Annotated in this window: 27 protein-coding genes; 6 read left to right on the top strand and 21 right to left on the bottom strand. The window is 65.3% G+C overall.

Going from position 1 to position 22,581, the window contains the following annotated elements; translation table 11 throughout:
* Positions 1–46: 46 nt before the first annotated feature.
* From FAZ21_RS10815 to rplM, 8 genes are all read right to left on the bottom strand, one after another.
* Positions 47–634: a malonic semialdehyde reductase gene (locus FAZ21_RS10815; protein ID WP_136773460.1), complete on the bottom strand. Its 588-nt coding sequence runs from the start codon at positions 632–634 to the stop codon at positions 47–49.
* Positions 635–637: 3 nt separating this feature from the next.
* On the bottom strand, positions 638–2,122 hold the full coding sequence (pap, locus tag FAZ21_RS10810; protein ID WP_136773459.1) for a polyphosphate:AMP phosphotransferase: 1,485 nt from the start codon (positions 2,120–2,122) through the stop codon (positions 638–640).
* Positions 2,123–2,234: 112 nt separating this feature from the next.
* On the bottom strand, positions 2,235–2,567 hold the full coding sequence (erpA, locus tag FAZ21_RS10805) for an iron-sulfur cluster insertion protein ErpA (RefSeq protein ID WP_373279534.1): 333 nt from the start codon (positions 2,565–2,567) through the stop codon (positions 2,235–2,237).
* Positions 2,568–2,659: 92 nt separating this feature from the next.
* Complete coding sequence (locus FAZ21_RS10800) at positions 2,660–3,061, bottom strand: bactofilin family protein (RefSeq protein ID WP_136773457.1); 402 nt, start codon at positions 3,059–3,061, stop codon at positions 2,660–2,662.
* Positions 3,061–3,783, bottom strand: coding sequence for a DUF6776 family protein (locus tag FAZ21_RS10795; protein ID WP_136773456.1), 723 nt, complete (start codon positions 3,781–3,783; stop codon positions 3,061–3,063). The genes FAZ21_RS10800 and FAZ21_RS10795 overlap by 1 nt, the downstream gene beginning before the upstream one ends.
* 10 nt (positions 3,784–3,793) lie before the next feature.
* A complete protein-coding gene (gene argC, locus FAZ21_RS10790; RefSeq protein ID WP_136773455.1) occupies positions 3,794–4,837 on the bottom strand; it encodes an N-acetyl-gamma-glutamyl-phosphate reductase in 1,044 nt (347 codons plus the stop codon).
* A gap of 160 nt (positions 4,838–4,997) precedes the next feature.
* A complete protein-coding gene (gene rpsI / locus FAZ21_RS10785) occupies positions 4,998–5,390 on the bottom strand; it encodes a 30S ribosomal protein S9 (RefSeq protein ID WP_026263146.1) in 393 nt (130 codons plus the stop codon).
* 13 nt (positions 5,391–5,403) lie between these two features.
* Positions 5,404–5,832, bottom strand: a complete 429-nt coding sequence (gene rplM / locus FAZ21_RS10780; protein WP_136773454.1) for a 50S ribosomal protein L13 — start codon at positions 5,830–5,832, stop codon at positions 5,404–5,406.
* Between the two features lie 404 nt (positions 5,833–6,236).
* On the opposite strand from rplM, the gene FAZ21_RS10775 reads away from it, so the two are divergent.
* Complete coding sequence (locus FAZ21_RS10775; RefSeq protein WP_136773453.1) at positions 6,237–6,656, top strand: OsmC family protein; 420 nt, start codon at positions 6,237–6,239, stop codon at positions 6,654–6,656.
* A 24-nt stretch (positions 6,657–6,680) separates the two neighbouring features.
* Here the strand turns inward: FAZ21_RS10775 and FAZ21_RS10770 are convergent, their stop codons facing one another.
* The 5 genes from FAZ21_RS10770 to coq7 all read right to left on the bottom strand — a co-directional run bounded on the left by FAZ21_RS10770 (position 6,681) and on the right by coq7 (position 11,370).
* On the bottom strand, positions 6,681–7,373 hold the full coding sequence (locus FAZ21_RS10770) for an MCP four helix bundle domain-containing protein (protein WP_169307356.1): 693 nt from the start codon (positions 7,371–7,373) through the stop codon (positions 6,681–6,683).
* Complete coding sequence (locus FAZ21_RS10765) at positions 7,333–7,950, bottom strand: cytochrome b (protein ID WP_136773451.1); 618 nt, start codon at positions 7,948–7,950, stop codon at positions 7,333–7,335. The genes FAZ21_RS10770 and FAZ21_RS10765 overlap by 41 nt, the downstream gene beginning before the upstream one ends.
* On the bottom strand, positions 7,947–8,774 hold the full coding sequence (locus FAZ21_RS10760) for a formate/nitrite transporter family protein (RefSeq protein WP_169307355.1): 828 nt from the start codon (positions 8,772–8,774) through the stop codon (positions 7,947–7,949). The genes FAZ21_RS10765 and FAZ21_RS10760 overlap by 4 nt, the downstream gene beginning before the upstream one ends.
* 172 nt (positions 8,775–8,946) lie before the next feature.
* Positions 8,947–10,224 carry an L-lactate MFS transporter gene (locus FAZ21_RS10755; protein WP_136773449.1) on the bottom strand — a complete coding sequence of 426 codons (1,278 nt, stop codon included), beginning with the start codon at positions 10,222–10,224 and terminating at the stop codon, positions 8,947–8,949.
* 510 nt (positions 10,225–10,734) lie between these two features.
* Entirely contained in the window at positions 10,735–11,370 is a 636-nt protein-coding gene (coq7, locus tag FAZ21_RS10750; RefSeq protein ID WP_136773448.1) for a 2-polyprenyl-3-methyl-6-methoxy-1,4-benzoquinone monooxygenase, read from the bottom strand.
* Positions 11,371–11,452: 82 nt separating this feature from the next.
* Between coq7 and FAZ21_RS10745 the strand changes: the two genes are divergently transcribed.
* The 3 genes from FAZ21_RS10745 (at position 11,453) to FAZ21_RS10735 (ending at position 13,428) form a co-directional block, all read left to right on the top strand.
* Positions 11,453–12,046 carry a peptidylprolyl isomerase gene (locus FAZ21_RS10745; RefSeq protein ID WP_136773447.1) on the top strand — a complete coding sequence of 198 codons (594 nt, stop codon included), beginning with the start codon at positions 11,453–11,455 and terminating at the stop codon, positions 12,044–12,046.
* Between the two features lie 19 nt (positions 12,047–12,065).
* Entirely contained in the window at positions 12,066–12,569 is a 504-nt protein-coding gene (locus FAZ21_RS10740) for a peptidylprolyl isomerase (protein ID WP_136773446.1), read from the top strand.
* Between the two features lie 85 nt (positions 12,570–12,654).
* On the top strand, positions 12,655–13,428 hold the full coding sequence (locus FAZ21_RS10735) for a UDP-2,3-diacylglucosamine diphosphatase (protein ID WP_136773445.1): 774 nt from the start codon (positions 12,655–12,657) through the stop codon (positions 13,426–13,428).
* A gap of 225 nt (positions 13,429–13,653) precedes the next feature.
* Here FAZ21_RS10735 and FAZ21_RS10730 read toward each other — a convergent pair whose 3' ends face one another.
* From FAZ21_RS10730 to FAZ21_RS10715, 4 genes are all read right to left on the bottom strand, one after another.
* Complete coding sequence (locus FAZ21_RS10730; RefSeq protein WP_136773444.1) at positions 13,654–14,181, bottom strand: gluconokinase; 528 nt, start codon at positions 14,179–14,181, stop codon at positions 13,654–13,656.
* Entirely contained in the window at positions 14,178–14,672 is a 495-nt protein-coding gene (locus FAZ21_RS10725) for a GNAT family N-acetyltransferase (protein WP_136773443.1), read from the bottom strand. The genes FAZ21_RS10730 and FAZ21_RS10725 overlap by 4 nt, the downstream gene beginning before the upstream one ends.
* A 96-nt stretch (positions 14,673–14,768) precedes the next feature.
* Entirely contained in the window at positions 14,769–15,209 is a 441-nt protein-coding gene (locus FAZ21_RS10720; protein WP_136773442.1) for a pirin family protein, read from the bottom strand.
* A gap of 127 nt (positions 15,210–15,336) precedes the next feature.
* Entirely contained in the window at positions 15,337–15,948 is a 612-nt protein-coding gene (locus tag FAZ21_RS10715) for an FMN-dependent NADH-azoreductase (RefSeq protein WP_136773441.1), read from the bottom strand.
* A 124-nt stretch (positions 15,949–16,072) separates the two neighbouring features.
* Here FAZ21_RS10715 and FAZ21_RS10710 point away from each other — a divergent pair, with 124 nt between their 5' ends.
* Positions 16,073–16,996, top strand: a complete 924-nt coding sequence (locus FAZ21_RS10710) for a LysR substrate-binding domain-containing protein (RefSeq protein ID WP_136773440.1) — start codon at positions 16,073–16,075, stop codon at positions 16,994–16,996.
* Here FAZ21_RS10710 and FAZ21_RS10705 read toward each other — a convergent pair.
* From FAZ21_RS10705 to gloB, 4 genes are all read right to left on the bottom strand, one after another.
* Positions 16,991–18,268, bottom strand: a complete 1,278-nt coding sequence (locus tag FAZ21_RS10705) for a CynX/NimT family MFS transporter (protein WP_136773439.1) — start codon at positions 18,266–18,268, stop codon at positions 16,991–16,993. The two genes, FAZ21_RS10710 and FAZ21_RS10705, sit on opposite strands and share 6 nt — an antisense overlap.
* A gap of 195 nt (positions 18,269–18,463) precedes the next feature.
* The gene (locus FAZ21_RS10700) at positions 18,464–19,141 is read right to left on the bottom strand and encodes a FadR/GntR family transcriptional regulator (protein WP_136773438.1); all 678 of its coding nucleotides are present in this window, start codon (positions 19,139–19,141) and stop codon (positions 18,464–18,466) included.
* A 141-nt stretch (positions 19,142–19,282) separates the two neighbouring features.
* Positions 19,283–20,851 carry a lytic transglycosylase gene (locus FAZ21_RS10695; RefSeq protein ID WP_136773437.1) on the bottom strand — a complete coding sequence of 523 codons (1,569 nt, stop codon included), beginning with the start codon at positions 20,849–20,851 and terminating at the stop codon, positions 19,283–19,285.
* Positions 20,852–20,978: 127 nt separating this feature from the next.
* Positions 20,979–21,719: a hydroxyacylglutathione hydrolase gene (gene gloB / locus FAZ21_RS10690; RefSeq protein WP_136773436.1), complete on the bottom strand. Its 741-nt coding sequence runs from the start codon at positions 21,717–21,719 to the stop codon at positions 20,979–20,981.
* Between gloB and FAZ21_RS10685 the strand changes: the two genes are divergently transcribed.
* A complete protein-coding gene (locus FAZ21_RS10685; RefSeq protein WP_136773435.1) occupies positions 21,718–22,494 on the top strand; it encodes a class I SAM-dependent methyltransferase in 777 nt (258 codons plus the stop codon). The two genes, gloB and FAZ21_RS10685, sit on opposite strands and share 2 nt — an antisense overlap.
* Positions 22,495–22,581: the final 87 nt, after the last annotated feature.

Genomic DNA, 22,581 nt, shown 5'->3' with positions numbered 1-22,581 from the left:
GCGGCGACGATATCGCCGATGCTGTCATGCTCGCCTGCTCGTCGGGTCATTCAATGCGGCATGCACGCTCGAAAGACAGGCGTGGGCCGCGCGGATGCAGGGCCGTGGCATCGCCATAGCCCAGGTTGACCAGGAAGTTGGAACGCCAGGATGTTCCGGCCAGGAAGGCCGCATCGACGGCGGCGTTGTCAAAACCGGACATCGGTCCGCAATCCAGCCCCAGTGCCCGCGCGGCCAGGATCAGGTAGGCACCTTGCAAGCTGCCGTTGCGGATCAGGTGCGTGGTGTTGTCCTTGCCGGCAAACCAGTTGCGCGCGTCCGGGTTGTGCGGAAACAGCTCCGGCATGTGCTCGTAGAACGCGGCGTCGTTGCAGACGATGGCCGTCACCGGCGCGGCCATCGTCTTGTCGACGTTGCCCCCGTCCAGGCAGGGCCGGAGCCTGGCCTTGGCCTCGGCGGATTTGACGAACACCAGCCGCATCGGCGTGCTGTTGGCGGCGGTCGGCCCGTTGCACAGCAAGGCGTACAAGGCTTGCAGCGTGCCGTCGTCCACGTCGCGCGGCAGCCAGCGGTTATGCGTGCGGGCCTGGCGGAACAGTTGGTCGAGCGCGGAATCGCCGAGCGGCTGGGGCATGGATCAATCCTCTTGTTTCAGTCGTTGCTCGATGGCGTCGCACAGCGCGTCCAGCACAGCAATACGCGCATGATACTTGTTGTTGGCGCCGATCTGATGCCAAGGCGCATAAGGTGTATTGGTTCTTTCGATCATGTCGCTGGCGGCATCCACGTAGTCGTCCCATTTCTCGCGATTGCGCCAGTCCTCGTCGGTGATCTTGAAGCGCTTGTAGCCGGTGGCTTCGCGCTCCTTGAAGCGCCTGAGTTGCTCGTCGCTGTCGATGGCCAGCCAGAATTTGATGACGATGGTGCCGGCATCGACCAACTGGGCTTCGAAATCGTTGATCTCGTTGTAGGCGCGCATCCATTCCGCATGCGAGGCGAAGCCTTCGATGCGCTCGACCAGCACGCGGCCATACCAGGAGCGGTCGAACACGGCCAGGCGGCCGTGCGGCGGCAGGTGGCGCCAGAATCGCCACAGATAGGGCTGGGCCTTTTCTTCGTCGGTGGGCGCGGCAATCGGCACCACGCGGTACTGCCGCGCATCGAGTGCCGCGGTGATCCGGCGGATGGCGCCGCCCTTGCCCGCCGCATCCATGCCTTCGAACACCGCCACCACCGCCAGCTTGCGCTGCGCGACCTCCCGCATCAGGCCATTGAGCCGGCCCTGCGCCAATTCCAGCCGATCCTTGAACCTGGCCTTGGTCATGCTGTGCTCGAGCTGCAAGGTGTCGAGCAGGCGCACCCCATCGATGGAATGGACCAATGGCGCCGCATCCACACGGTTCTGGCTCACCGTCTCGCGCCCGAGCTGATGCATGATCGCGTCGTGAATCTGGCCCGCCACCGACAGATTGCGGTAATTGGTATCCCACCCTTCAATCACCCGCCACGGTGCGTCGGCCAGGTTGGTGCGGGTCAGCAGCTCGCGGCATTGCTCGATGCGCTGGTCGTATTCCTTGAGGAAGCGTTTGTCCTCGCGCGTCACGCGCCAGGCCGTGCGCGTATCGCCTTCAAGGGCTTTCAGGCGCTGGCGCAGTTTGTCGCGCGACAGATGCAGCCAGAACTTGAACACCAGCGCGCCTTCGTCCGCCAGCATCTTTTCCAGCCGCACGATGCGTTCGATGCGCCGCGCCAGGCGCGGCTCGTCCCAGTCGTCCCAATGCCAGAGCGGATCGGCGTACCAGCCGCCGAACAGGATGCCGATCGTGCCTTTCTCCGGCAGCACTCGCCAGAAGCGCCAGAACGGCGGCCGGGCCGCCTCTTCGTCGGTGGGCGCGCCAAAGGCATGGGTGGCGATGTGGCGCGGGTCCATCCATTCGGTCAGCAGGTTGGCGGTTTCGCCTTTGCCTGCCGCCGGCACCCCGGCCAGGATGATCACCACCGGGAATTCGCCGCGCTGTTTCAGATCCAGTTGCGCGGTCAGCAACGCCTCGCGCAGGCGAAGTGCTTCTTCGCGATAGCTGGCTTTATCCACTTCGTGACCCAGTTCCGCCGATTCGAACATGCGCGCCGCTCCCTTTTTTGTCAGGCCTTCATTATCAGCAGACGCGGCGCAATAAAAAAGGAAGCCTGACAGGCTTCCTTTCTTTTTGATGCCGGCGCGGCGCGGTCGAGGATCAGACCGAGAACGACGAGCCGCAACCACAGGTGGAGACTGCGTTCGGGTTCTTGATGGTGAACTGCGAACCTTCCAGGCTTTCCACGTAATCGATCTCGGCGCCCACCAGATACTGGTAGCTCATCGGGTCGATCAACAGCGTCACGCCACCCTTGCTGACTTCGGTATCGTCGTCATTGACGATTTCGTCGAAGGTGAAGCCGTACTGGAAGCCGGAGCAGCCGCCGCCGGTGACGAACACGCGCAGCTTGAGTTCCGGATTGCCTTCCTCGTCGATCAGGTCCTTGACCTTGGTGGCGGCATTGTCGGTGAAGACAAAGGGGATGGGCATGTCGGCGGCCATATTCATCGAGGCACTCCAGCGGAATAGTTGACTAAATAACTAGGATTATCTCGCAGGCCAAAGGTTCCGGTCAATGTGGGTCAAGCTTCTTCGGTGGTGGGTTCCGGGGTGACCGTGACCATCCGCGCGCCGGCAAGCGGCACCAGACGGCCCTCGATCAGCGCGCCGGGGTGCATTTCCAGCACCTTGTAGGTGAGATCGCCCAGGACGCGCGCCTTGGGTTGCAGTTCCACATACTGCGTGACCTCGATGGGGCCGTTGACCTCGCCGTTGAGGATCAGGTGGCTGCAATTGACCCTGCCGCGCACCTGCGCTTTCTCGGAAACCACCAGCGTGCCGTTCTTTTCGTCCTGCGCCACCACATTGCCGATCACATTGCCATCCACCCGCAAGCCGCCGACAAACTGGATGTCGCCGGTCACCGTGGTGCCGTTGCCGATCAGGCTGTCGATACGCTGGCTACCCTTCTTGTTCTTGAACATCACACACCTCCCGTTTTTTTCTGACACTGCGCGATCGGCTTGGCCTCGCCAGCCACCAGCAGTCGCGCTTCCATTTGTGTTGGTTGGGCACCGGCGGGCAAGGCCACCTCCCCTTCGATGCGACGATAGTGCCGTACGCTGATCGCCTGGCGCGGGGCATCGATGCGCTGCGGTTGATGCACGGCGCCCTTCAGTTGCACCGAAATCTCGAGATTGCCTTCCAGGTCGGCCGTACGGTCCACCCCCTGTACCAGGAGGATGCGATACCGCCAGCGCTGGGGACCGGTGAAATCGAACTCACAGGCGGCAAAGCGTACCGGCCGCGCGCGATCGTTGCTGGTCAACAGGGAATCGAAAAAGGCCAGGGCTTCCCTGGCCTGGGCGGTTTCCGCCTGCGCGTCGGTCAGCGTTTCCTCCAGCGCGCCCCGGGCGGATTCGGCCACCCGCAGTTGCTGGTGCAGCATCGATTCGCGCTCGCGGCTGGCCGCCAGCGCGGCCTTGGTCCGCGCGATGTCGCCTTCCAGTTGCACCACGCCGCCAGTTGCGTCGCGCCGGCCATATTGATAGCCCCAGTACGCGGCGGCGACGCCGAACAGCGCCACCACCAGCAACAGGCACAACCAGCGCCCCGCCCGGCCCTTCCAGCCCAGCGCGGGTTGCAGCACCATGGGCGCGGCGGCCAGCCGTGCCCGGCGCAACCGGTAGAAACGAGCGAGCGGCATCTACCCGGCCTTAAGGCAGCAGCGGGACCACGTCCAGCCCCTGGCGTTCAGGCAGGCCGAACATGAGGTTCATCACCTGCACCGCCTGGCCCGACGCGCCCTTCACCAGGTTGTCCTCGACCACCAGGATGACGAGCAGGTCGCCATTGCCCGGGCGATGCACCGCGATCCGCACCATGTTGGAGCCGCGTACCGAGCGCGTTTCCGGGGTGGAACCCGCCGGCATCACGTCGACGAACGGCTCGCCGGCGTAGCGCTCCTCGAACAGCTTCTGGAAATCGGTCTCCCGCCCTTCCGGCCGGATACGCGCGTAAAGGGTGGAGTGGATGCCGCGAATCAGCGGCGTGAGGTGGGGCACGAACGTCAACGCGACGGGCGCGCCATGAATCGCGCTCAAACCCTGCATGATTTCCGGCAGGTGGCGATGCCCCTTGACGCCGTATGCCTTGAAGTTGTCGCCGGCCTCGGCGAACAGCGTGCCAACCTCGGCCTTGCGACCGGCCCCGGAAACCCCCGATTTGCAATCGGCGATCAGGGTCTGGGTTTCGATCAACGCCTTGCCGTTTTCCAGCAGCGGCAGCAAGCCGAGTTGAACGGAGGTCGGGTAGCAGCCGGCCATGCCGATCAGCCGTGCGCCGGCAATGGCATCGCGGTTGACCTCGGCCAGGCCATAGACCGCTTCGGCCAGCAGGTCCGGGCAGGTGTGTTCCATGGCGTACCACTTCTGGAACTCGGCCGGGTCCTTCAAACGGAAATCAGCAGCCAGGTCGATCACCTTGACCCCGGCGGCCAGCAATTCGGGGGCCTGGGCCATGGCCACCCCATGCGGCGTGGCAAAGAACACCACGTCGCAGGACTTCAGGTCGGCTTCTTCAGGCGTGGAGAACGCCACGTCGACAAAACCGCGCAAGCTGGGAAACATTTCGGAGACCTTCATGCCGGCCTCTTTTCGCGAGGTCACGGCCTGGATCGTCACATCATGATGACGCGACAACAGGCGCAACAGCTCTACGCCCGTGTAGCCGGTACCGCCGACGATGCCCACCTTGATCATTGCTGGTTCTCCACGTGTTCCAAGCCGAATAGCGCTCGATTCTAGCAGCTACTTCCTTACTGATGCGACCGCTTCGCCCGCCGTTTCCGCACGACATATGGCAAAGGGCAATAAAAAAAGCCGCACGAATGTGCGGCTTCTTTCTGCAAGGCAATCCAGCTTAGCGCTTGGAGAATTGCTTGCGGCGGCGGGCCTTGTGCAGACCGACCTTCTTACGTTCGACTTCACGCGCATCGCGGGTCACCAGGCCGGCGGCCTTCAGTGCGCCCTTCAGCTCGGCGTTGAAATCGATCAGGGCGCGGGTGATGCCGTGACGCACGGCACCGGCTTGACCGGTTTCACCACCGCCATTGACGTTCACCAGGATGTCGAACGACTCCAGGCTCTGGGTCAGTTCCAGCGGCTGGCGAACGACCATGCGGCCGGTTTCGCGAGCGAAGTATTGGTCCAGCGGCTTGCCGTTGACCACGATGTTGCCGGAACCCTTGGCCAGGAACACGCGAGCGACGGAGCTCTTGCGACGGCCGGTACCGTAATAGTATTTACCTACCATGGGGTGACTATCCTTAGATGTCGAGAGTTTTAGGCTGTTGCGCGGTATGCGGATGTTCGCTGCCGGCATACACCTTCATCTTCTTGATCATGGCGTAGCCGAGCGGACCCTTCGGCAGCATGCCCTTGACCGCGGTTTCGAGTACGCGACCGGGGAACTTGTTTTGCAACTCGGTGAAGGTGCGCTCGTAAATGCCGCCCGGGTGACCCGAGTGACGGTAGTACTTCTTCGAAGTGGCTTTGTTGCCGGTCACGCGCAGCTTGTCTGCGTTCACCACAACGATGTAGTCGCCAGTATCGACGTGCGGAGTGTATTCAGCTTTGTGTTTGCCACGCAGGCGCTTGGCGATCTCGGCAGCGAGACGACCCAGCACTTTGTCGGTGGCGTCCACAACGAGCCACTCGCGCTTCACCTCGTGGGGCTTGGCAGAAAAGGTTTTCATGACTGCTCGTTCCAATTATTCAGAATTCGAGAAAGTCGCGGATTTTAGACCCTCCGGGAATGGAGTGTCAAACTGTTTTCCGGACCCTGCTCTACCGCTCACGCGGAATACAGGCAAAAAAAACGCAACCCTGACGGATTGCGCTGAATTCCACCAAAGAAGGAGGATGGAGGAGGCAACATCGAGGCAAGCCCCGACGTTGCAACACCAGTCTATGTGAATGCGCTGTCATTAGCAAGCGCTACTTGTGCATTGCAGCATTGGAAGAAACCCTTATCCCTCCATGGTTTCAGCCTGATGACGATTGGAAAAAAGCGGCCGGAAAAGCAGCTTTTCACCGCCGGGGGCGGCGGTGCGTTTAGAATGCCCGCTTCTTATGAGTCATCACATCGGAGATGAAAGGTATGAAGGTACGCCTGAAGTGGGTGGAAGAAGTGAGCTTTCTGGCCCAATCGGAATCCGGTCACGCGGTGTTGATGGACGGCCCACCCGAAGGCGGGGGACGCAATCTGGGGCCGCGCCCGATGGAGATGGTGCTGATGGGCACGGCCGGCTGCGCCACCTATGACGTGATCCACATTCTCAGGAAGGGCCGCGCCGATGTGCGCGATTGCGTGGTGAACGTCGATGCCGAGCGTGCCGCCGAGGATCCGAAGGTGTTTACCCGCATCCATCTGCATTTCACCGTCACGGGCCGGGCCTTGAAGCCGGAACAGGTGGAACGCGCCATCAAGCTGTCGGCGGAAAAGTATTGCTCGGCGTCGATCATGCTGGGCAAGACGGCGGAAATCACCCACGGCTTCGAGATCGTCGAAGCCGCGTGATGCCGGCACGCCCGATGCAGCGGATCAGCCCAGGCTGCGCTTGAACAACAGGCCCGCGGCGATGATCAGCACCGCGCCGGCCACAGTGGCCACCACCGCCACCAGCGTGTAGCGCTGTCCCGATTGCAGCGATTGCTGAACGACCTGTTCCACCAGCCGTTCCTTGTAGCGGGCATGTTCCGACAAGGCCTGGGTCAGGCGCTCGCCGGCCGGCTTCCATTCGCTTTCCACCACCACGATGGCGGCCTCGCGATCCCTGGCGTTGGAGGCCGCGAGCACTTTGTCCAGCGCGGTGCGGTAGATGGCGAACAGGCGCCGGTCCTGCCGCAGCAGGTCGTTATCGCGAGGGTTGGCGGCCAGCCCCGATTCATATTCGCGAAACTGCCTTTCGATTTCGCTGATGTTGCGCAGGATCACCTGTTCGTGCGGCTTCTTGAGGTCGGCTTCGTCATACGACAGGTGATAGAGCGCGTTCACCCGGATCAGCAGGAAATTGCGCTCGATGCTGGAGAGCGTCGCCAGACTGTGGATCACGGCCTGATCGGTCTGCCGCAGGTCTTCCGACAGTTTCTGGGAGCCGAAGAAGGCAATCAGCCCGGCCCCCAGCAATGCGATCAATGCCCCGGCCATGATGGCGACCAGGCGCTGATTGACGGTGAGCTGCATGGTCATGAACTCATGCGGGACCACCGATGTCGGGGCGATCGATCCGCGCATAGCCGCCATCCTGGCGAGGCGCGGCCAGGTAATCGACCAGTTCCCCCTCCACCGCCATCTTTTGCAGCGTGGCGCGCCGCCCGAAGTAATGCATGCCCAGCGCCAGCATGACATGCGCGCCGCAGAACACGACGAAGAAGAAGCCCGCCATCGCATGCACTTCGCGCAAGGCGGTGAGTCCCTGCCCGTTCAGGAGCAGTGGCACCCGCCATCCCAGCACCACGTTCCCGGCCGCCTGCGATACCGCCAGCAGCGTCCCGCTGCACGCCAGGAAGCCCACCGTGCCATAAAGCACCGCGTGCAGGAACCGCGCCACATGAACCTGGTGCGGGTCCATGCCGTCCGGCACCGGGGTGCCGAACGCGCTGAACAGCAGCAATTGCAGCAGTTGCAGCAGGAACATCGCCTGGCCGCTGACCATATGGATGGTTCCCAGCGTTCCGCGCGCGGGGCCGGAAAGATCGAACTGGGTCAGCACCAGGATGCTGCCCACCGCCACCAGCGCGAACAACGCCGTGGCCCAGTGCATCAGCACTGAAAGCGGGTGATAGCGGGCGGGCGCGGCGCTCTGGCTCATGGCAGGTCGATATCCGTCGGGTTTTCCACCTTGCCATCGGTTTCGCTGTACAGCCACGCGTACGGCAAGCCCACCAGCAACGCGCCGCCCACCACATTACCGAGCGTGGCGGGGATCAGGTTCTGGAAGACGAATTCGGAAACGGAGACATCCAGGCCGGCCAGCATGGCGGCCGGCACGAAGAACAGGTTGGCGATGCTGTGTTCCATGCCCAGCGCGACGAAGGTCATCACCGGCACCCAGATGCCGACCATGCGGCCCAGCGTGTCCTTGGCCGAGTAACCCTGCCATGCCGCCAGGCAGACCAGCATGTTGGCCAGGATGCCCTTGAGGAAGACCACCATGAATGGCTGGTGGACCTTGTGTTCGGCCAGGTTCAGCAGGTAGGGCGTCCAGGGCTGGGCGGGATCGAGCATGCCCGTCATGTAGGCAAAGGCCCAGGCCGCGATCAGCGCGCCGATCAGGTTGCCCAGGTAGGACAGGCACCAGACCCGCACCACTTCGCCCATCCGGATCTGGCGGCGGAACCAGGGCACCATCTGCATGGCGCAGTTGGACGTGAACAGATCGGCGCCGGTCAGCACCACCGCGATGAAGCCCACCGGGAAGGCCGCCCCGAACAGCAACTTGTCCAGGCCGGGATTGGCGGACAGCAGACCGGTGGCGCCACCGGCCACCACCAGCGCCAAGAGGCCACCGAGCGCGATGTAGATGCCCCCCAGGCAGGACATCACCAGCAGTCGCGGCGGACGAAGCTCCGCTTTGTGGCGGGCCGCGTCGTTGATGTAGTTGACGAGGTACGAAGGCGTCAGTATCTGAGCCATGGATAGGTCCATATGTAAAGCGAATATGCCAAGCGTATACCGCCTTGTGAGCAGTAAAGTGCTTCATAAAACCCATCGGTACAAATGCCGTAGCGATGGGTTTGATCAAACACCTGCAACACAAAGGGAAAGGGCGCTTCGCCCCTTCCCTTCGAACCGGGTACCGCGACGATCAGGCGACGTCGCTCTCCACCGCCAGCGCCGGCTGCAAGGCGTGACGCCGGGCCAGTTCGCGCTGAATGAAGACCTTCATCGCGACCGACACCGTCAATGCCAGCAGGAAGATCACGGCAAACACCGTGGTCATCGCGGCGTAGCTGCCGGTGGCTTCGCGCAGGAACGAGGCGAAAGACGACCCCACCAGACCGGCCATCGCCCAGGCGGTGAGCACGTAGCCATGGATGGCGCTGACCTGCTTGGTGCCGAACAGATCACCGATATACGCGGGCAACGTGGAGAAGCCGCCGCCGTAGCACGTCATGATGAGATACAGCACCACCTGGAACATCACTACCTGGGTCAGCGAAGGCAGCAGATAGAAGGCGAGTACTTCGATCACGAAGAACGCGATATAGGTATTGGGGCGCCCCAGCACATCGGAGAACGATGCCCAGCCCAGCCGACCGCCACCGTTGAACAGGCCGATCATGCCGACCACCGCGCCGGCGGCCAGCGCACTCATGCCGGTCACTTCCTGCGCCATGGGCGATGCCACCGAGATCACCGCGATGCCGCAAGTGATGTTGATGAACATCATCAGCCACAGGCCATAGAACGGCTTGGTCTTGACCGCTTCGTTGGCCGTCATCGGCATCAGGTCCATCTGCGGCTTCTTGCGGCCTTCGGCCAGCGCCTCGGCAAAGCCGTCCGGATGCCAGCCGGCGGGCGGCGGCTCCAGATACAGCGCGGAGGCCAGCATCACTACGGCATAGATCGAGCCCAGGATGAAGAAGGTGCTGGCGATGCCCACGGTCTGGATCAGCTCGGCCATCAGCGGCGCGCCGAGGAAGGACGCAAAGCCGAAGCCCATGATCGCGAGGCCGGTGGCCAGGCCGCGACGGTCCGGGAACCATTTCATCAGGGTGGAAACCGGTGTGACGTAGCCCGTGCCCAGGCCGATGCCGCCGATCACGCCGTAACAGAGGTACAGCATCCAGAGATTGCCGATGGATACGGCGACCCCGGCGCCCAGCAGGCCCACCGACCAGAAGATGGCGGACAGGATGCCCGAGAAGCGCGGCCCCCGTTTTTCGACCACGTGCCCCATCACGGCGGCGGACATGCCCAGCATGAAAATGGCCAGACCGAAGGCAAAGCCGACTTCCTTCAGGCTCCAGCCCATCTGGGACATCAAGGGTTTGGAGAACACGCTCCATGCGTAGACCGAGCCGATCGAGATGTGGATACCCACTCCCGACGCGGCAATCAACCACCTGTTCTTGACCTTCATTACAACCTCCCCTCTCTTCTGGAATCGCTGCCACCTTGGGGACGAGCCGTCAGGGCGGGAAGGACGCGATCGCGCGGGGAGCTGGAACAGCAGGCGGGGCTCCGCTGGCGGTCTGGTCCGCCCACTGCTCGGAAATCCCAGGTGGCGAATAGCGGGAGCTTGCGCTTATAGGTCGGAGGGAGGATTGACAGGCATCAACGGCATGCGCCACTAGGGCGAATCGACCTTCAAACATGGGATGCGTTGGTTCGTGGGCCGGGTGGCTGCGCGAAGCGCGGCGCCGCAGAGAGCCTTCCTCTCTGCAAGCCGTGCGACAAAGCAGACATCGGCCCACGGACCAACCCGAAGGGAAGGACGAAGGCCGGCGCAGCGCTGCGTTGTGCCTCGCTCGTGGGGATCACCCCACTTCGCTCGACACGCCTTGCCCTGCATCCGGCCTTCGTCCTTCGCACCCACGTTTGAAGGTCGATTCGCCCTAGGCATGGTGGCCATCGTTGCGAGCAGGCAGATTCAGATGCGGTAGGCCAGCGTGGTCATGACGCTGGAAGTGGCGCGCATCAGGGCCTTCACCGGCGCCGGCAGGGGCGCCGCGCCCAGTTGGTCGGCCAGTTCCGCGTGGTGGGTTTCGTCGATGTGCATCTGTTCGACGACGGCGCGGCTCTTGGCATCCTGCGGCGGCAACTGCCGCAGGTGTCCGGCGAGGTGGGCCCCGACCTGACGTTCGGTTTCGGCCAGGAAGCCGAGATTCCATTTGTCGCCGATCAGGCCGGCGGTGACGCCGATCGCCAGGCTGCCGGCGTACCAGAGCGGGTTGAGCAGGCTTTTGCGCCCGCCCAGCGCTTCGATACGGCGCTCGGTCCAGGCCAGGTGTTCCACTTCTTCGTGCGCGGCGGCGCGCAGCGCCTCGCGCGCGGCCGGGTCGCGCGCGGTCAGCGACTGCCCCTGGTACAACGCCTGGGCGCATACCTCGCCACAATGATTCACCCGCATCAGCCCGGCTGCGTGGCGCTTCTGGATCGCGTCCATGTCCGTTTCCTCGACGTGCGCGTCGGGGTGGGGACGGGCGCTGACGGCAGGCGCGGCCAGCGTGCGCAGGACGGTGTCGAATTCGGCGATCACGGTGTCGAGAGCGGGCAGCTTGAGCATGGGGGTTCCCTGGGTGGAGCCGGGAATTCTACCTCGGCCCCGTGCTATGATTGCCACGATTTTTACCTATCGGTGACAGTTTATGAAATCCCTGCTTTGCGCCGCACTGCTGCTCTCGGCCAGTTTCGCCCTGGCCGCCGATCCCCAGGTCGAGCTGGTAACCAACAAGGGCAAGATCGTTCTCGAACTCTATCCGCAGAAAGCGCCCGCCACCGTGGCCAACTTCCTTCAGTACGTGAAGGACAAGCATTACGACGACACGGTGTTCCATCGCGTGGTGCGCGACTTCGTGGTGCAGGGCGGCGGCTATACCGCCAAGGGTGACCAGAAGCCCACCCGCGCGCCGATCAAGAACGAGGCCAAGGCCACGATGGAAGCCGGCCTGAAGAACGATCGCGGCACCGTGGCCATGGCCCGTACCGGCGATCCGCATTCGGCCACCAGCCAGTTCTACATCAATCTGAAGAACAATGATTCGCTGAACTATCCGTCGTTCGACGGCTGGGGCTATACCGTATTCGGCAAGGTGGTCTCCGGCATGAACGTGGTGGACGAGATCGCCAAGGTGCAGGTGATGCCGGGCGATGCGCCGGCCGAGCCGATCGTGATCCAGAGCGCCCGCGAACTGCCGGCCAAGGATGAGACCAAGGCGGCCAAGCCCGCCAAAGCCAAGTGACAAACCAAGGAGCGATGCGATGACGACCACTGTGAAACTGACCACCAGCATGGGCGAGATCGAGCTGGAGCTGGACGAGGCCAAGGCACCCAAGACCGTTGCCAACTTTGTCCAGTACGTGAACGACGGCCACTACGACGGTACCGTGTTCCACCGCGTGATCAACGGCTTCATGATCCAGGGCGGCGGTTTCGAATCGGGCATGAACCAGAAGCCCACCCGCGCCACCATCGAGAACGAAGCCGCCAATGGCCTGAAGAACGAGTCCTACACCGTGGCGATGGCGCGCACGCCCGATCCGCACTCGGCGTCGGCGCAGTTCTTCATCAACGTCGCCAACAACGATTTCCTCAACTTCCAGCTGCCCACGCCGCAGGGCTTCGGCTATGCCGTGTTCGGCAAGGTCAGCAAGGGCAAGGAAGTGGTCGATGCGATCAAGGGCGTGAAGACCGGCAGCCGTGGCTTCCACCAGGATGTGCCGGTGGAGGACGTGGTCCTGCAAAAGGCCGAGGTCGTGCAATAAGCCACGGCTTCGCCCGGGCAAAGAACGCGGCTCCGGTAGCCGCGTTTTTCTTTACCATGTCGCAACCCCCGACCCGAACCACCCGATGCCGCGCCCTACCCTGCTGATCTCGGACCTGCACCTGTCCCCCGCCGACCCCGCCACGACCGCCGCTTTCTCGGCGTTCCTGGCCGATACCGCACGGCAGGCCGAGGCGCTTTACATCCTGGGCGATCTGTTCGAGGTCTGGATCGGCGACGACCAGCTCGACGATCCGTTCTACGCCGATATCGCGCGCCAGCTCGCGCTGCTGGCCGACACCGGCGTGGCGGTGTTTTTCATGGCGGGCAATCGCGATTTCCTCTGCGGCCGGCGCTTTACCGACGAAGCGCGGCTGGGCTACCTGGCCGACCCCACGCTGATCGCACCGTTCGGCGAGCGACTGCTGCTGATGCATGGCGACAGCCTGTGCACCGACGACGCGGCGTACCAGCGATTCCGCCGCATCGTGCGCAACCCGCTGGTGCAGTGGCTGTGGCGCCGCTTGCCGTATGGCTGGCGCAACCGCGAAGCGGCGCAGATCCGCGCCCGGTCCAGCGCGAGCAATCGCGACAAGGCCGCGTACATCATGGACGTCAATCCCGGCGCGGTGGACGCTGCGTTATGCAATGCGAACGCCCATGTCCTGATCCATGGCCACACCCATCGCCCCGCCCGCCACACCGGGCAGGACCATACGCGCTGGGTGCTGCCCGACTGGCACGAAGGGCGCGGTGGCTATCTGAAGGTATCGGCCGATGGCCTGGCACTGCTGACGCTGGCGCATGAACCCTGGCCGGGAACCACGTCGCAGGGCGCCTCGCGGGAAAACCGGGCCTAGGGTGAATCGACCTTCAAACATGGGATGCGTTGGTCCGTGGGCCGGATGGCTGCGCGAAGCGCGGCGCCGCAGAGAGCCTTCCTCTCTGCAAGCCGTGCGACAAAGCAGACACCGGCCCACGGACCAACCCGCAGGGAAGGACGAAGGCCGGGCGCATGGCTGCGTTGTGCCTTGCCCTGCATCCGGCCTTCCTCCTTCGCACCCACGTTTGAAGGTCGATTCACCCTAGCGTCGCACCGCGGCCAGCGCCCGCGCCAGCACTTGCGACGCTGTGCCGGAGATCGCCACATGCAGCACATCCGGCTCGTCCGCGCCGGGGATTTCCAGTGCGTCGAACTGGCTGCGCAGCATGGTCTCTTTCTGGTAGTGCCCCTGCCGCGCATGCAAGCGGCTGGCGATGGTGTCGTAGTCGCCCTCCAGAAACACGAACGCCACCTGCGCATTGCCCAGGCGGATCCGGTCGCGATACCGCCGCTTCAGCGCCGAGCACACGATCACCCCGGCTTCGTGGCGGCGGCCCAGGCTGAATACCGCATCGTTGATCCGCTCCAGCCAGGGCGCGCGATCCTCGTCGTCCAGCGGAACCCCGGCACCCATCTTCAGCAGGTTGGCGCGCGGGTGCAGATCGTCGCCATCGATGAAGCGGGCGCCCAGCGCCTGGGCCAGCCCCAGGCCCACGCTCGTCTTGCCGCTGCCGGATACGCCCATCACCACCCAGACCGGCGGGCAACCCGTATCGGGCGGGCGAGTCATAGGAAGCGGTACATCACCAGCGCGGGCACCTTGCCCAATTGCGCATGGCGATAGGCGTCGGGCAGGCGGCCGACGATCTGGAAGCCGTGGCGTTCCCACAGCCGGATCGCCCCCTGGTTGGTCCCGACGACGAAATTGAACTGCATCGCTGTAAACCCCAGCGCCCGCGCGGTGTCGAGCGAATGGACGCACATCGCCGATGCCACGCCGTTCCCGCGTGCGGCCTGCGCGACCATATAGCCCGCATTGGCCACGTGATCGCCCAGGCCCACCTGGTTGGCCTTGAGGTAGTAGGTGCCGACCACCTGGCCCGCCAGTTCCGCGACAAAGGTTTTCAGCGGCAGGCTCATCCACAGCCGCTCGGCTTCGGCGCGCGGGGTATCGGGCGCATACGCGTAGGTATCGCCCGCCGCCACCACCTGGTGGAAGATCGGCCAGATGGCATCGAAGTCAGCCGGCGTGGCGGCGCGAATCACGAGGTCGGCTTTCATGGATACATGGCTGACTGGAAAATGCCGCCACTCTAGCATCGTCGAGGCCATCCTCCCATTGGCGGCGGCCACCGGTGCCAACGGCGCAACGCAGCCTCAGCAATCGTCCTCGCCGAGCCGCCATGCCAGCAGATGCGTGCGCGTCAGCGCGCGCAGTTGCCCGCCTTCGCGCTGGATGTCGCCATCCAGCAAACGCAGGTCGGCATCAGCCGGCAATGCGAGCACCGCCAGCGGTTCGAGGAACACATCGACGAACAACGCCGGCCACGGCAACGGCCCGACCACGCCATCGAGTTCGCCCGACACCACCCGCGCGCGAACGCCAGCTCCGCACGATACGGGGATCTGGCATTTGCAGCGCCGCGCCACCGGGCCGGTAAATCCCGGCAACCACAGGCCGTCACGCGGCACCGGCGCCGCGAGTTCGCGGCCAAGCAGCGCAACATCGCCAGGCTCCAGCCGCTCGCCCTGCCCCAGCGGGCACGCCGCAGCGGCGCTTTCAAGCAGATACAGCAAACCTCCCCGGGCGCGGTCCATGCGCGATGCTCCAAAAGACGATGCCCGGCGGTGGCCAGGCATCGGGTGACGGCTCAGCGGCGGATCACGCCGCTGGTATCCGGAAACAGTATCCAGGCGGCCGGCGAAGCCCGCCGGCCACGCGGTCTCAGCCGGTGACGACGGCGATGTCCTTCTCGGCCGCCGCCAGGGCCTCGGCCTTTTTCGCTTCGCCCAGGTTCACCCCTTCGGCACGCACGAAGCGTACGTCGGTGATGCCCATGAAGCCGAATACGGTCTTGAGGTAGGCCTCCTGGTGGTCCAGCGCGCGCAGTGCCTCGGTGGCCGAGTACACGCCGCCGCGCGAGGAGGCGACGATCACGGTCTTGCCACCCGCCAGGCCGACCGGGCCGGTCTCGGTGTACTTGAAGGTACGGCCGGCCTGCGCGATGCGGTCGATCCACGCCTTGAGCTGGCTGGGCACCGAGAAGTTGTACATCGGTGCGCCGACCACGATCACGTCGGCATCCAGGAACTGCGCCAGGTAGGCTTCGGTCCGCTCGGTCTCGGCCTTTTGCAGCGCGCTGTGCGCTTCCACCGGCGTGAAGCGGGCGCCGAGGATTTCGCCGGACAGGTGGGCGGGCGTATCGGTCGCCAGGTCGAGGTAGCTCACCTGCGCACCGGGATTCAGCGCTTGCCATTCGGCCGCGATGCGCGCGGTCAGCAGGCGGGAAACGGAATTGTCGGCAAGGACGCTGGAATCGATGTGCAGCAGTTTCATGATGGGTGCTCCGGGGCGTGTGGGCCGTTGGTTGGTGTGAGATGAATTCTGCCCATGGAGCGATTGGCTGATAAGATCGCCAGATTGCAATTGATTGTCCCACCAGCAGGACAATGGAGCCACGATGCAGGATCTGAACGACATGCTGTATTTCGCCGAAGTGGTCGAACGCGGCGGCTTTGCCGCCGCCGGGCGCGTGCTGGGCATTCCGAAATCGCGGCTCTCGCGGCGCGTGGCGGAGCTGGAAGGCCGGCTGGGCGTGCGCCTGCTCCAGCGCACCACCCGCAAACTGTCGCTCACCGAGGTCGGCGAGCTGTACTACCGCCATTGCGCCGCGATGCGCGACGAAGCCCGGGCCGCCGACGAAACGGTTGCCAAGGTGCACGCCGAACCGCGCGGCACCATCCGGCTGGCGTGCCCGGTCACGCTGGCGCAGACCACCATCGGCCACTTGCTGCCGCTGTTCCTGGCGCAGAACCCGCAGGTCAAGATCGACATGCGGGTCACCAACCGGGTGGTCGATCTGGTGGAGGAAGGCGTGGACATCGCCTTGCGCGTGCGCGCCACGCTGTCGGACAGCGGCAGCCTGGTGGTCAAGCAACTGGGGCTGACCCGCTCGGTGCTGGTGGTCAGCCCGGCCCAGTTGGCGCGGCAGGGCCAGCCCACCCGGCCAGAGGAGTTGTCGTGGATGGATACGCTGGCGATGTCGGTGCAGGACGGACGCGCCACGCTGCTGCTGCGCGGCCCGGGCGGCGTCGAGCATACCTTCGTGCACCACCCGCGCTACGTGGCGGACGATCTGCTGACGCTCAAGCTCGCCGCGCTGGCCGGCCTGGGTATTGCGTGGATGCCGGACTACATGTGCCGCGACGAGCTGCGCGACGGGCGCCTGCTGCCGCTGCTGCCCGACTGGGAACCGCCCCCCGGCGTGGTGCACGCGGTGTTTCCGTCGCGGCGCGGCCTGGTGCCGGCGGTGCGGCGCCTGCTCGACTTCCTGGGCGAAACCGTGACGGAATGCCCGGAAGTCGAACGGCTGGTGGGGCTATGAGCCGGATGGCCCGGCGGGCGGCAGTTCGATGGTGCGCGCGCCCACGTAGCGTTTGCGCCCCGCGCCCAGCCCGGCGATCAGCGCCGCCACGCTCAGGATCGTGAAAAACACGCCCAGGGGCGCCCAGCTACCGCTCAGGTCATGGATGACGCCGACCGCGAACGGCCCCAACGCCGCCAGCGTGTAGCCCACACCCTGCGACATTCCCGACAGGTGTGCCGCCACGTGCGGATCGCGCGCGCGCAGCACGATCAGCGTCAGCGCGATGCTGAAGGTGCCGCCCTGCCCCAGGCCCAGCACGATGGCCCACGGCCAGAGCTGCGACAACGGCGCGAACAGGCAGCCCAGCAAGCCGGCCCAGGTCAGCACCAGCATCACCGCGATCGCGCCGCGCTGATCGCGCGCCCGCGTCGCGGCCCAGGGTCCACCCAGCGCGGTGATCAGTTGCAGCAGCACCGAGACCGACATCACCCAGCCCGCCTGCACCGGGGTCAGCCCGCGATCGACCAGGATGCTGGGCAGCCAGCCGAACACGCAATACGCCAGCGACGACTGCAATCCCATGTAGATCGTCACCTGCCAGGCCAGCGGGTCGCGCCACAGCCCGGTCACGGTATAGCCCTGCCGATGGTGGCCATGGTCGGCGCGGCGCAGTTGCGGCAGCCAGGCCAGCGCGGCGATCACCGCCGGTATCGCCCAGAATGCCAGCGCCGGTTGCCAGCGGCTGTCGAACGCCAGCCGCAGCGGCTCGGTGGCGCCGGCCGCCATCGCCGCGCCCAGGCACAGCGCCATGGTGTATAGCCCGGTCATCGTTCCGGGGTGATGCGGAAAATCGCGTTTGACGATACCCGGCAACAGCACGCCGATGATGCCGATGCTGGCACCGGCGATGGCGGTGCCGACGAACAGGACCGATGGCCCGAGCACCGTGCGCAACAGCAGCCCCGCGGCCAGCAGCAGCAGGATGCCGAACGCGGTGCGCTCGGCGCCCCAGCGTCGCGCCATGCGTGGGGCCAGCGGCGCGGCCAGGCCCAGGCACAGCACCGGCAGCGTCGTCAGCAGCCCGGCCGCGGTGGCGCCCAGCCCGGTGTCGGCGCGCAGCGCGCCCAGTATCGGCGCCACGCTGGACAACGCGGGGCGCAGATTCAGGCCCACCAGGATCATGCCGGCCACCAGCAGCACCGGGTTGAAGGCGGGCGGATGCGGCGGGGGAACGTCGTCGATTTCGGCATCGACGATGGGCTGGGGTAAGTCGTGCAATGGTTGGGTCACTGCGGGAGGCTCCTGAAAACGGAAAATGGGTGGCCCGTGCCGCTCGGCACGGGGCCATCAAGGCGGATGACACGCCCTTGGGTGAATCGACCTTCAAACGTGGGTGCGAAGGAGGAAGGCTCTCTGCGGCGCCGCGCTTCGGGCAGCCATCCGGCCCACGGACCAACGCATCCCATGTTTGAAGGTCGATTCACCCTAGCGGCGGGCCAGATCGTCCAGCAACGGCTGGATCACCAGCCGCGCGGCGTCGGCGGCGGCTTCTCCGTCGCCGGCGGCAATGGCGTCGTAGACAGCAACATGGCTGGCCAGATCGGGGTCGCTGAGCGTTTCGTCCAGCACCGAATTGATCACGCCCTCGCGGATCGCATCGGAGAAGAAGTCGTACAGCGCGGTCAGTACGGCGTTGTGCGCGGCGGCGATGGTGGCGCGGTGGAAGACCAGGTCGTGGCGCGCGAATTCGGCGGGGTCGGCGTATTCGGCCAGCTCGCCGCGTTGTGCCAGCGCCGCGCGCAATGCGGCCAGGTCGGCATCGGTGCGACGCACCGCCGCCAGCCGCGCGGCGGTCATTTCCAGCAGTGCGCGTGCCTCCAGATGCTCGCGCGGCGAGGCACGCGACAGCGCGTTGATGGCCGCCACCGGATCGGTACGGCTGGCGACATAGGTGCCGTCGCCCTGCCGCACGTCGAGCACGCCGCAGAATGCCAGCACCCGCACCGCTTCGCGCACCGTATTGCGGCTGATGCCCAGCGAGGCGGCAAGATCGGGCTCCACGGGAATGCGGGTACCCAGCGGCCAGATGCCTTGGGTGATCCGCTCGCGCAGCGCGATGACGGCGAGATCGACCAACGAGGGCTTTTCCAGCATGGCAAGCATCCAATCATCCAATGATTGGATGAATTCTAACGCCATGCGCCCCACCTTGCATCCGGTTTTACCCTCACCCGGCGCGGGTGGCTGGCGGACCACAAAAAAAGCCCATCGCATGCGATGGGCTTTCTTGCCGGAAGACACCGTTCAGGGCTTTTCCACGTAGACCTTCATCCCCGGGCGCAATGGCCGGGGATTCCAGCGCTTCAGGTCAGCCAGCGCCACGTTGTAGCGCTGCGATATCTCGAACAGCGTATCGCCGCGCTTGACCACGTAGGTCTTGGCGCGGCCGTTGCCGCGATTGCCCTTGGCATTGCTTTCCGCGTGCGCCGGCGCCGCCTTGCCGTCCACCTTCAACTGCTGCCCGGCGCGAATCTGGTTGCTGCGCATGCCGTTGAGGGCCTTGAGTTCCTCCACCGTCATGTCGAAGCGCTGGGCGATGCTGAACAGCGTGTCGCCACGACCGACGCGGTAGCGGCCGGATTTCTTCGGCACTTCGCGCGGCTTGTCCTGCTCGCCGGTATCGACCGGATCGGACACCTTGTTCACCGCCAGCGCATGCAGCGCCACCCGCTCCTGCACATCGACGCCCGGCGCCAACGGCACCAGGATGGTCTGGCCGCGCGCCACCTGCTCACGGCTGGAGATATCGTTGATTTCGCGCAGTTCGGCCGGTGCGATGCCATAGGCGCGCGCCAGTTCGTCGAACCCCTCGCCCGAGCGCGTCACGTAGGGCTGCCAGTTGAGCAGCGGCTGCGAGTACGTGGCGAGATTGTGCTTGAAGACCTCCACCTTGTCGGCCGGCAGCACCAGGGTGCGGTCTTCCTTGTAGGCGATCACCGGGCGGATGAACCCGGGATTCAGCTTCAGCAACTCGTCCACCGGGACCTGCGCCAGTTCGGCGGCCACCTGCACATCCATGTGCTTGCCGGTGGTGATGGCGGTGAAATACGGATCGTTGGGCACGGTGCCCAGGTCGATGCCGAAGGCTTCGGGGTCGGCGATGATGTTGCGCACCGCCAGCAGCTTGGGAACGTAGTTCTCGGTTTCCGCGGGCTTGCGGATATCGGCGTACGTCAGCGGCAGCCCGGCCTCGCGGTTTTTGGCCAGTGCGCGTCCCACCGCGCCCTCGCCCCAGTTGTAGCTGGCCAGCGCCAGTTGCCAGTCGCCGAACATGCCGTACAGCATCTGTAGATAGTCGAGCGCGGCATTGGTGGAGGCCACCACGTCGCGGCGGCCGTCGTACCACCAGGTGCGCTCCAGGCCGTAGCGCTTGCCGGTATCGGGAATGAACTGCCACATGCCGCCCGCCAGCGCGTGCGATTCGGCCTTGGGGTTGTAGGCCGATTCGATCATCGGCAGCAGCGCGATCTCCATCGGCATGCCGCGTTTTTCCACCTCGGCGGCGACGTAATACAGATAGCGCCCACCGCGTTCGACGATGCGCTTCAGGTAATCGGGCCGGCTGGCGTAGTAGTTCTCCCATTTCTCGACCAGCGGGCTGTCCAGGTCGTTCAGGGCGAAACCGATCCGCATCCGGCTCCACAGGTCGTCGTACAACGCGCGGTTGTAATCGCCGAACAGCAGCTCGGCGACCATGGGATCGACCGGTTCGGTGAATTGGGCAACGCTGGGGGAAGTGGGGGCGGCCGGCTTGGGCGCGGCCTGCGCGGCGGTGGCGCACGCCAGCAAGGCGGCGATCAGGCAATACTTCATGGGATGCACTGCTTTGAAACAATTACCGAATGGTGCGGGGGCGGGTGGCCCACTGTCAACGCCGGCCGGCCATCGGGATGATGCGGGATGGACCGGGTGCCCGCCTGGGCTTGCACCCGCGAAAAACTCAACGAAAGCCGTTGCGCCGTCGCCGCAGTTCGGTGAACGCCGCCAGCGGCGTGTCGGTGCCGGTCAGCGCCAGCAGGGCCGGCTCGCCGGCGCGCAGGAAAGGGTTGGTCGCGCGTTCCAGCGCAATGGTCGAGGGCAGCGTCGGTTCGCCGCGTTCGCGGCGCGCGCCATCCACCCGCCAGCGCTCGGCCAGCGCCGGATGGTCGGGTTGCAGTTCGCGGGCGAAACGCAGGTTGGTCAGTGTGTATTCGTGCGTACAGCACACCAGCGTATCGTCCGGCAGGGCGGCCAGCCGGCCCAGCGAATCGAACATCTGCCCTGGCGCGCCCTCGAACAGCCGGCCACAGCCGGCGCCGAACAGGGTGTCGCCGCAGAACAGCCACGGCGCCGACCAGTACGCCACGTGATCCAGCGTATGGCCCGGCACGCCCAGCACCTCGAACGTCATGCCCAGCGCGGTGACCTGGCGACCGCCAGTGACCGGGTTCGTCACCCCGGACACCCGGGCGGGGCCATGAACGGTCAATCCTGGCCAATCGGCGGCGAGAACCGGCAGCCCGTCCACGTGGTCGGAGTGATGATGGGTGACCAGCACGGCCACCAGCGCAAGCTCGCGGCGGCGCAGCCAGGCCGCCAGGGGCGCCGCGTCGCCAGGATCCACCGCCAACGCCGCCCGGCCGTCGTGCAAAACCCAGATATAATTGTCTTCCAGTATCGGCAAGGCTTCGAGCGACAGCATGACTTCCTCCCCGGGCAACGCCTGCGATGACGCGCCCACTTCATTCCAGCATTTTGCAGCGTGGCTGGATACCCCGCTAGGCAGCTACGTCGCCGCCGAGGAGGCCGGCTGGTTCGAGCGTACCGCCGCCGATCTGTTCGGCTACAAGGCGCTGCAACTGGAACTGCCCGTCATCGACTGCCTCAAGTCCAACCGCATGCCGTGGCGCGCGCTGGCCGGACGATCCCCCGGCTGCCAGATTGCCTGCACTCCCGAGCAACTGCCCTTCGCCAACCAGACGCTGGACCTGATCGCCCTGCCCCATGTGCTGGATTTCTGCGCCGACCCGCACCAGGTGCTGCGCGAGGCCGAGCGCGTGCTGCTGCCGGAAGGTCGCCTGCTGATCACCGGCTTCAATCCGTGGAGCCTCTGGGGCCTGAAGCGCCTGCATCGCCGGACCGAGCTGCCGTGGCAAGGCCATTTTCTCGCACTGCCGCGCCTGAAGGATTGGCTGGCCCTGCTGGGCCTGGAAACGCGACGCGGCGAGTTCGTCTGCTACCGCCCGCCCATACAACGCAACGGCTGGCTGGAGAAAACCCGTTTTCTCGAAGACGCCGGCGACCGCTGGTGGCCAGCGGCGGGCGGTGTCTATTGCCTGGAAGTGGTGAAGCGGGTGGTGGGAATGCGCATCATCGAGCCGCAATGGCGCCGGGTGCCGGCCGCCACGCCGGCCTCCGCCGCCGTGGTCGAGAAAATGCGCCTGCAGGCGAGCAAGGATCGCTGCAAGGGCCTTTGAGCAATGCCGCCGGAAGCTGGCCGCGATGCGGCAATCCGCAGCGACCGACCCGCCGCTGCCCGGCCCCTCCGCCGTCGCAGGTGAAAG

This window comes from Chitiniphilus eburneus, assembly GCF_005048205.1.
Lineage (GTDB): Bacteria > Pseudomonadota > Gammaproteobacteria > Burkholderiales > Chitinibacteraceae > Chitiniphilus > Chitiniphilus eburneus.
The sequence above is the reverse complement of the archived record's forward strand: the minus strand, read 5'-3'. Positions and strand labels throughout refer to the sequence as shown.

Excerpts from the sequence above, each read along its gene's own strand:
- argC (WP_136773455.1), bottom strand. The coding sequence starts at position 4,837 with ATGATCAAGGTGGGCATCGTCGGCGGTACCGGCTACACGGGCGTAGAG.
- coq7 (WP_136773448.1), bottom strand. The coding sequence starts at position 11,370 with ATGCTCAAGCTGCCCGCTCTCGACACCGTGATCGCCGAATTCGACACC.
- FAZ21_RS10735 (WP_136773445.1), top strand. The coding sequence starts at position 12,655 with ATGCCGCGCCCTACCCTGCTGATCTCGGACCTGCACCTGTCCCCCGCC.
- rpsI (WP_026263146.1), bottom strand. The coding sequence starts at position 5,390 with ATGGTAGGTAAATACTATTACGGTACCGGCCGTCGCAAGAGCTCCGTC.
- FAZ21_RS10685 (WP_136773435.1), top strand. The coding sequence starts at position 21,718 with ATGACTTCCTCCCCGGGCAACGCCTGCGATGACGCGCCCACTTCATTC.
- FAZ21_RS10720 (WP_136773442.1), bottom strand. The coding sequence starts at position 15,209 with ATGGACCGCGCCCGGGGAGGTTTGCTGTATCTGCTTGAAAGCGCCGCT.
- FAZ21_RS10745 (WP_136773447.1), top strand. The coding sequence starts at position 11,453 with ATGAAATCCCTGCTTTGCGCCGCACTGCTGCTCTCGGCCAGTTTCGCC.
- FAZ21_RS10725 (WP_136773443.1), bottom strand. The coding sequence starts at position 14,672 with ATGAAAGCCGACCTCGTGATTCGCGCCGCCACGCCGGCTGACTTCGAT.
- FAZ21_RS10775 (WP_136773453.1), top strand. The coding sequence starts at position 6,237 with ATGAAGGTACGCCTGAAGTGGGTGGAAGAAGTGAGCTTTCTGGCCCAA.
- FAZ21_RS10715 (WP_136773441.1), bottom strand. The coding sequence starts at position 15,948 with ATGAAACTGCTGCACATCGATTCCAGCGTCCTTGCCGACAATTCCGTT.
- FAZ21_RS10740 (WP_136773446.1), top strand. The coding sequence starts at position 12,066 with ATGACGACCACTGTGAAACTGACCACCAGCATGGGCGAGATCGAGCTG.
- FAZ21_RS10815 (WP_136773460.1), bottom strand. The coding sequence starts at position 634 with ATGCCCCAGCCGCTCGGCGATTCCGCGCTCGACCAACTGTTCCGCCAG.
- FAZ21_RS10770 (WP_169307356.1), bottom strand. The coding sequence starts at position 7,373 with ATGCGCGGATCGATCGCCCCGACATCGGTGGTCCCGCATGAGTTCATG.
- FAZ21_RS10800 (WP_136773457.1), bottom strand. The coding sequence starts at position 3,061 with ATGTTCAAGAACAAGAAGGGTAGCCAGCGTATCGACAGCCTGATCGGC.
- pap (WP_136773459.1), bottom strand. The coding sequence starts at position 2,122 with ATGTTCGAATCGGCGGAACTGGGTCACGAAGTGGATAAAGCCAGCTAT.
- FAZ21_RS10755 (WP_136773449.1), bottom strand. The coding sequence starts at position 10,224 with ATGAAGGTCAAGAACAGGTGGTTGATTGCCGCGTCGGGAGTGGGTATC.
- FAZ21_RS10730 (WP_136773444.1), bottom strand. The coding sequence starts at position 14,181 with ATGACTCGCCCGCCCGATACGGGTTGCCCGCCGGTCTGGGTGGTGATG.
- FAZ21_RS10700 (WP_136773438.1), bottom strand. The coding sequence starts at position 19,141 with ATGCTTGCCATGCTGGAAAAGCCCTCGTTGGTCGATCTCGCCGTCATC.
- FAZ21_RS10795 (WP_136773456.1), bottom strand. The coding sequence starts at position 3,783 with ATGCCGCTCGCTCGTTTCTACCGGTTGCGCCGGGCACGGCTGGCCGCC.
- FAZ21_RS10710 (WP_136773440.1), top strand. The coding sequence starts at position 16,073 with ATGCAGGATCTGAACGACATGCTGTATTTCGCCGAAGTGGTCGAACGC.
- FAZ21_RS10760 (WP_169307355.1), bottom strand. The coding sequence starts at position 8,774 with ATGGCTCAGATACTGACGCCTTCGTACCTCGTCAACTACATCAACGAC.
- gloB (WP_136773436.1), bottom strand. The coding sequence starts at position 21,719 with ATGCTGTCGCTCGAAGCCTTGCCGATACTGGAAGACAATTATATCTGG.
- FAZ21_RS10695 (WP_136773437.1), bottom strand. The coding sequence starts at position 20,851 with ATGAAGTATTGCCTGATCGCCGCCTTGCTGGCGTGCGCCACCGCCGCG.
- FAZ21_RS10765 (WP_136773451.1), bottom strand. The coding sequence starts at position 7,950 with ATGAGCCAGAGCGCCGCGCCCGCCCGCTATCACCCGCTTTCAGTGCTG.
- rplM (WP_136773454.1), bottom strand. The coding sequence starts at position 5,832 with ATGAAAACCTTTTCTGCCAAGCCCCACGAGGTGAAGCGCGAGTGGCTC.
- erpA (WP_373279534.1), bottom strand. The coding sequence starts at position 2,567 with ATGCCCATCCCCTTTGTCTTCACCGACAATGCCGCCACCAAGGTCAAG.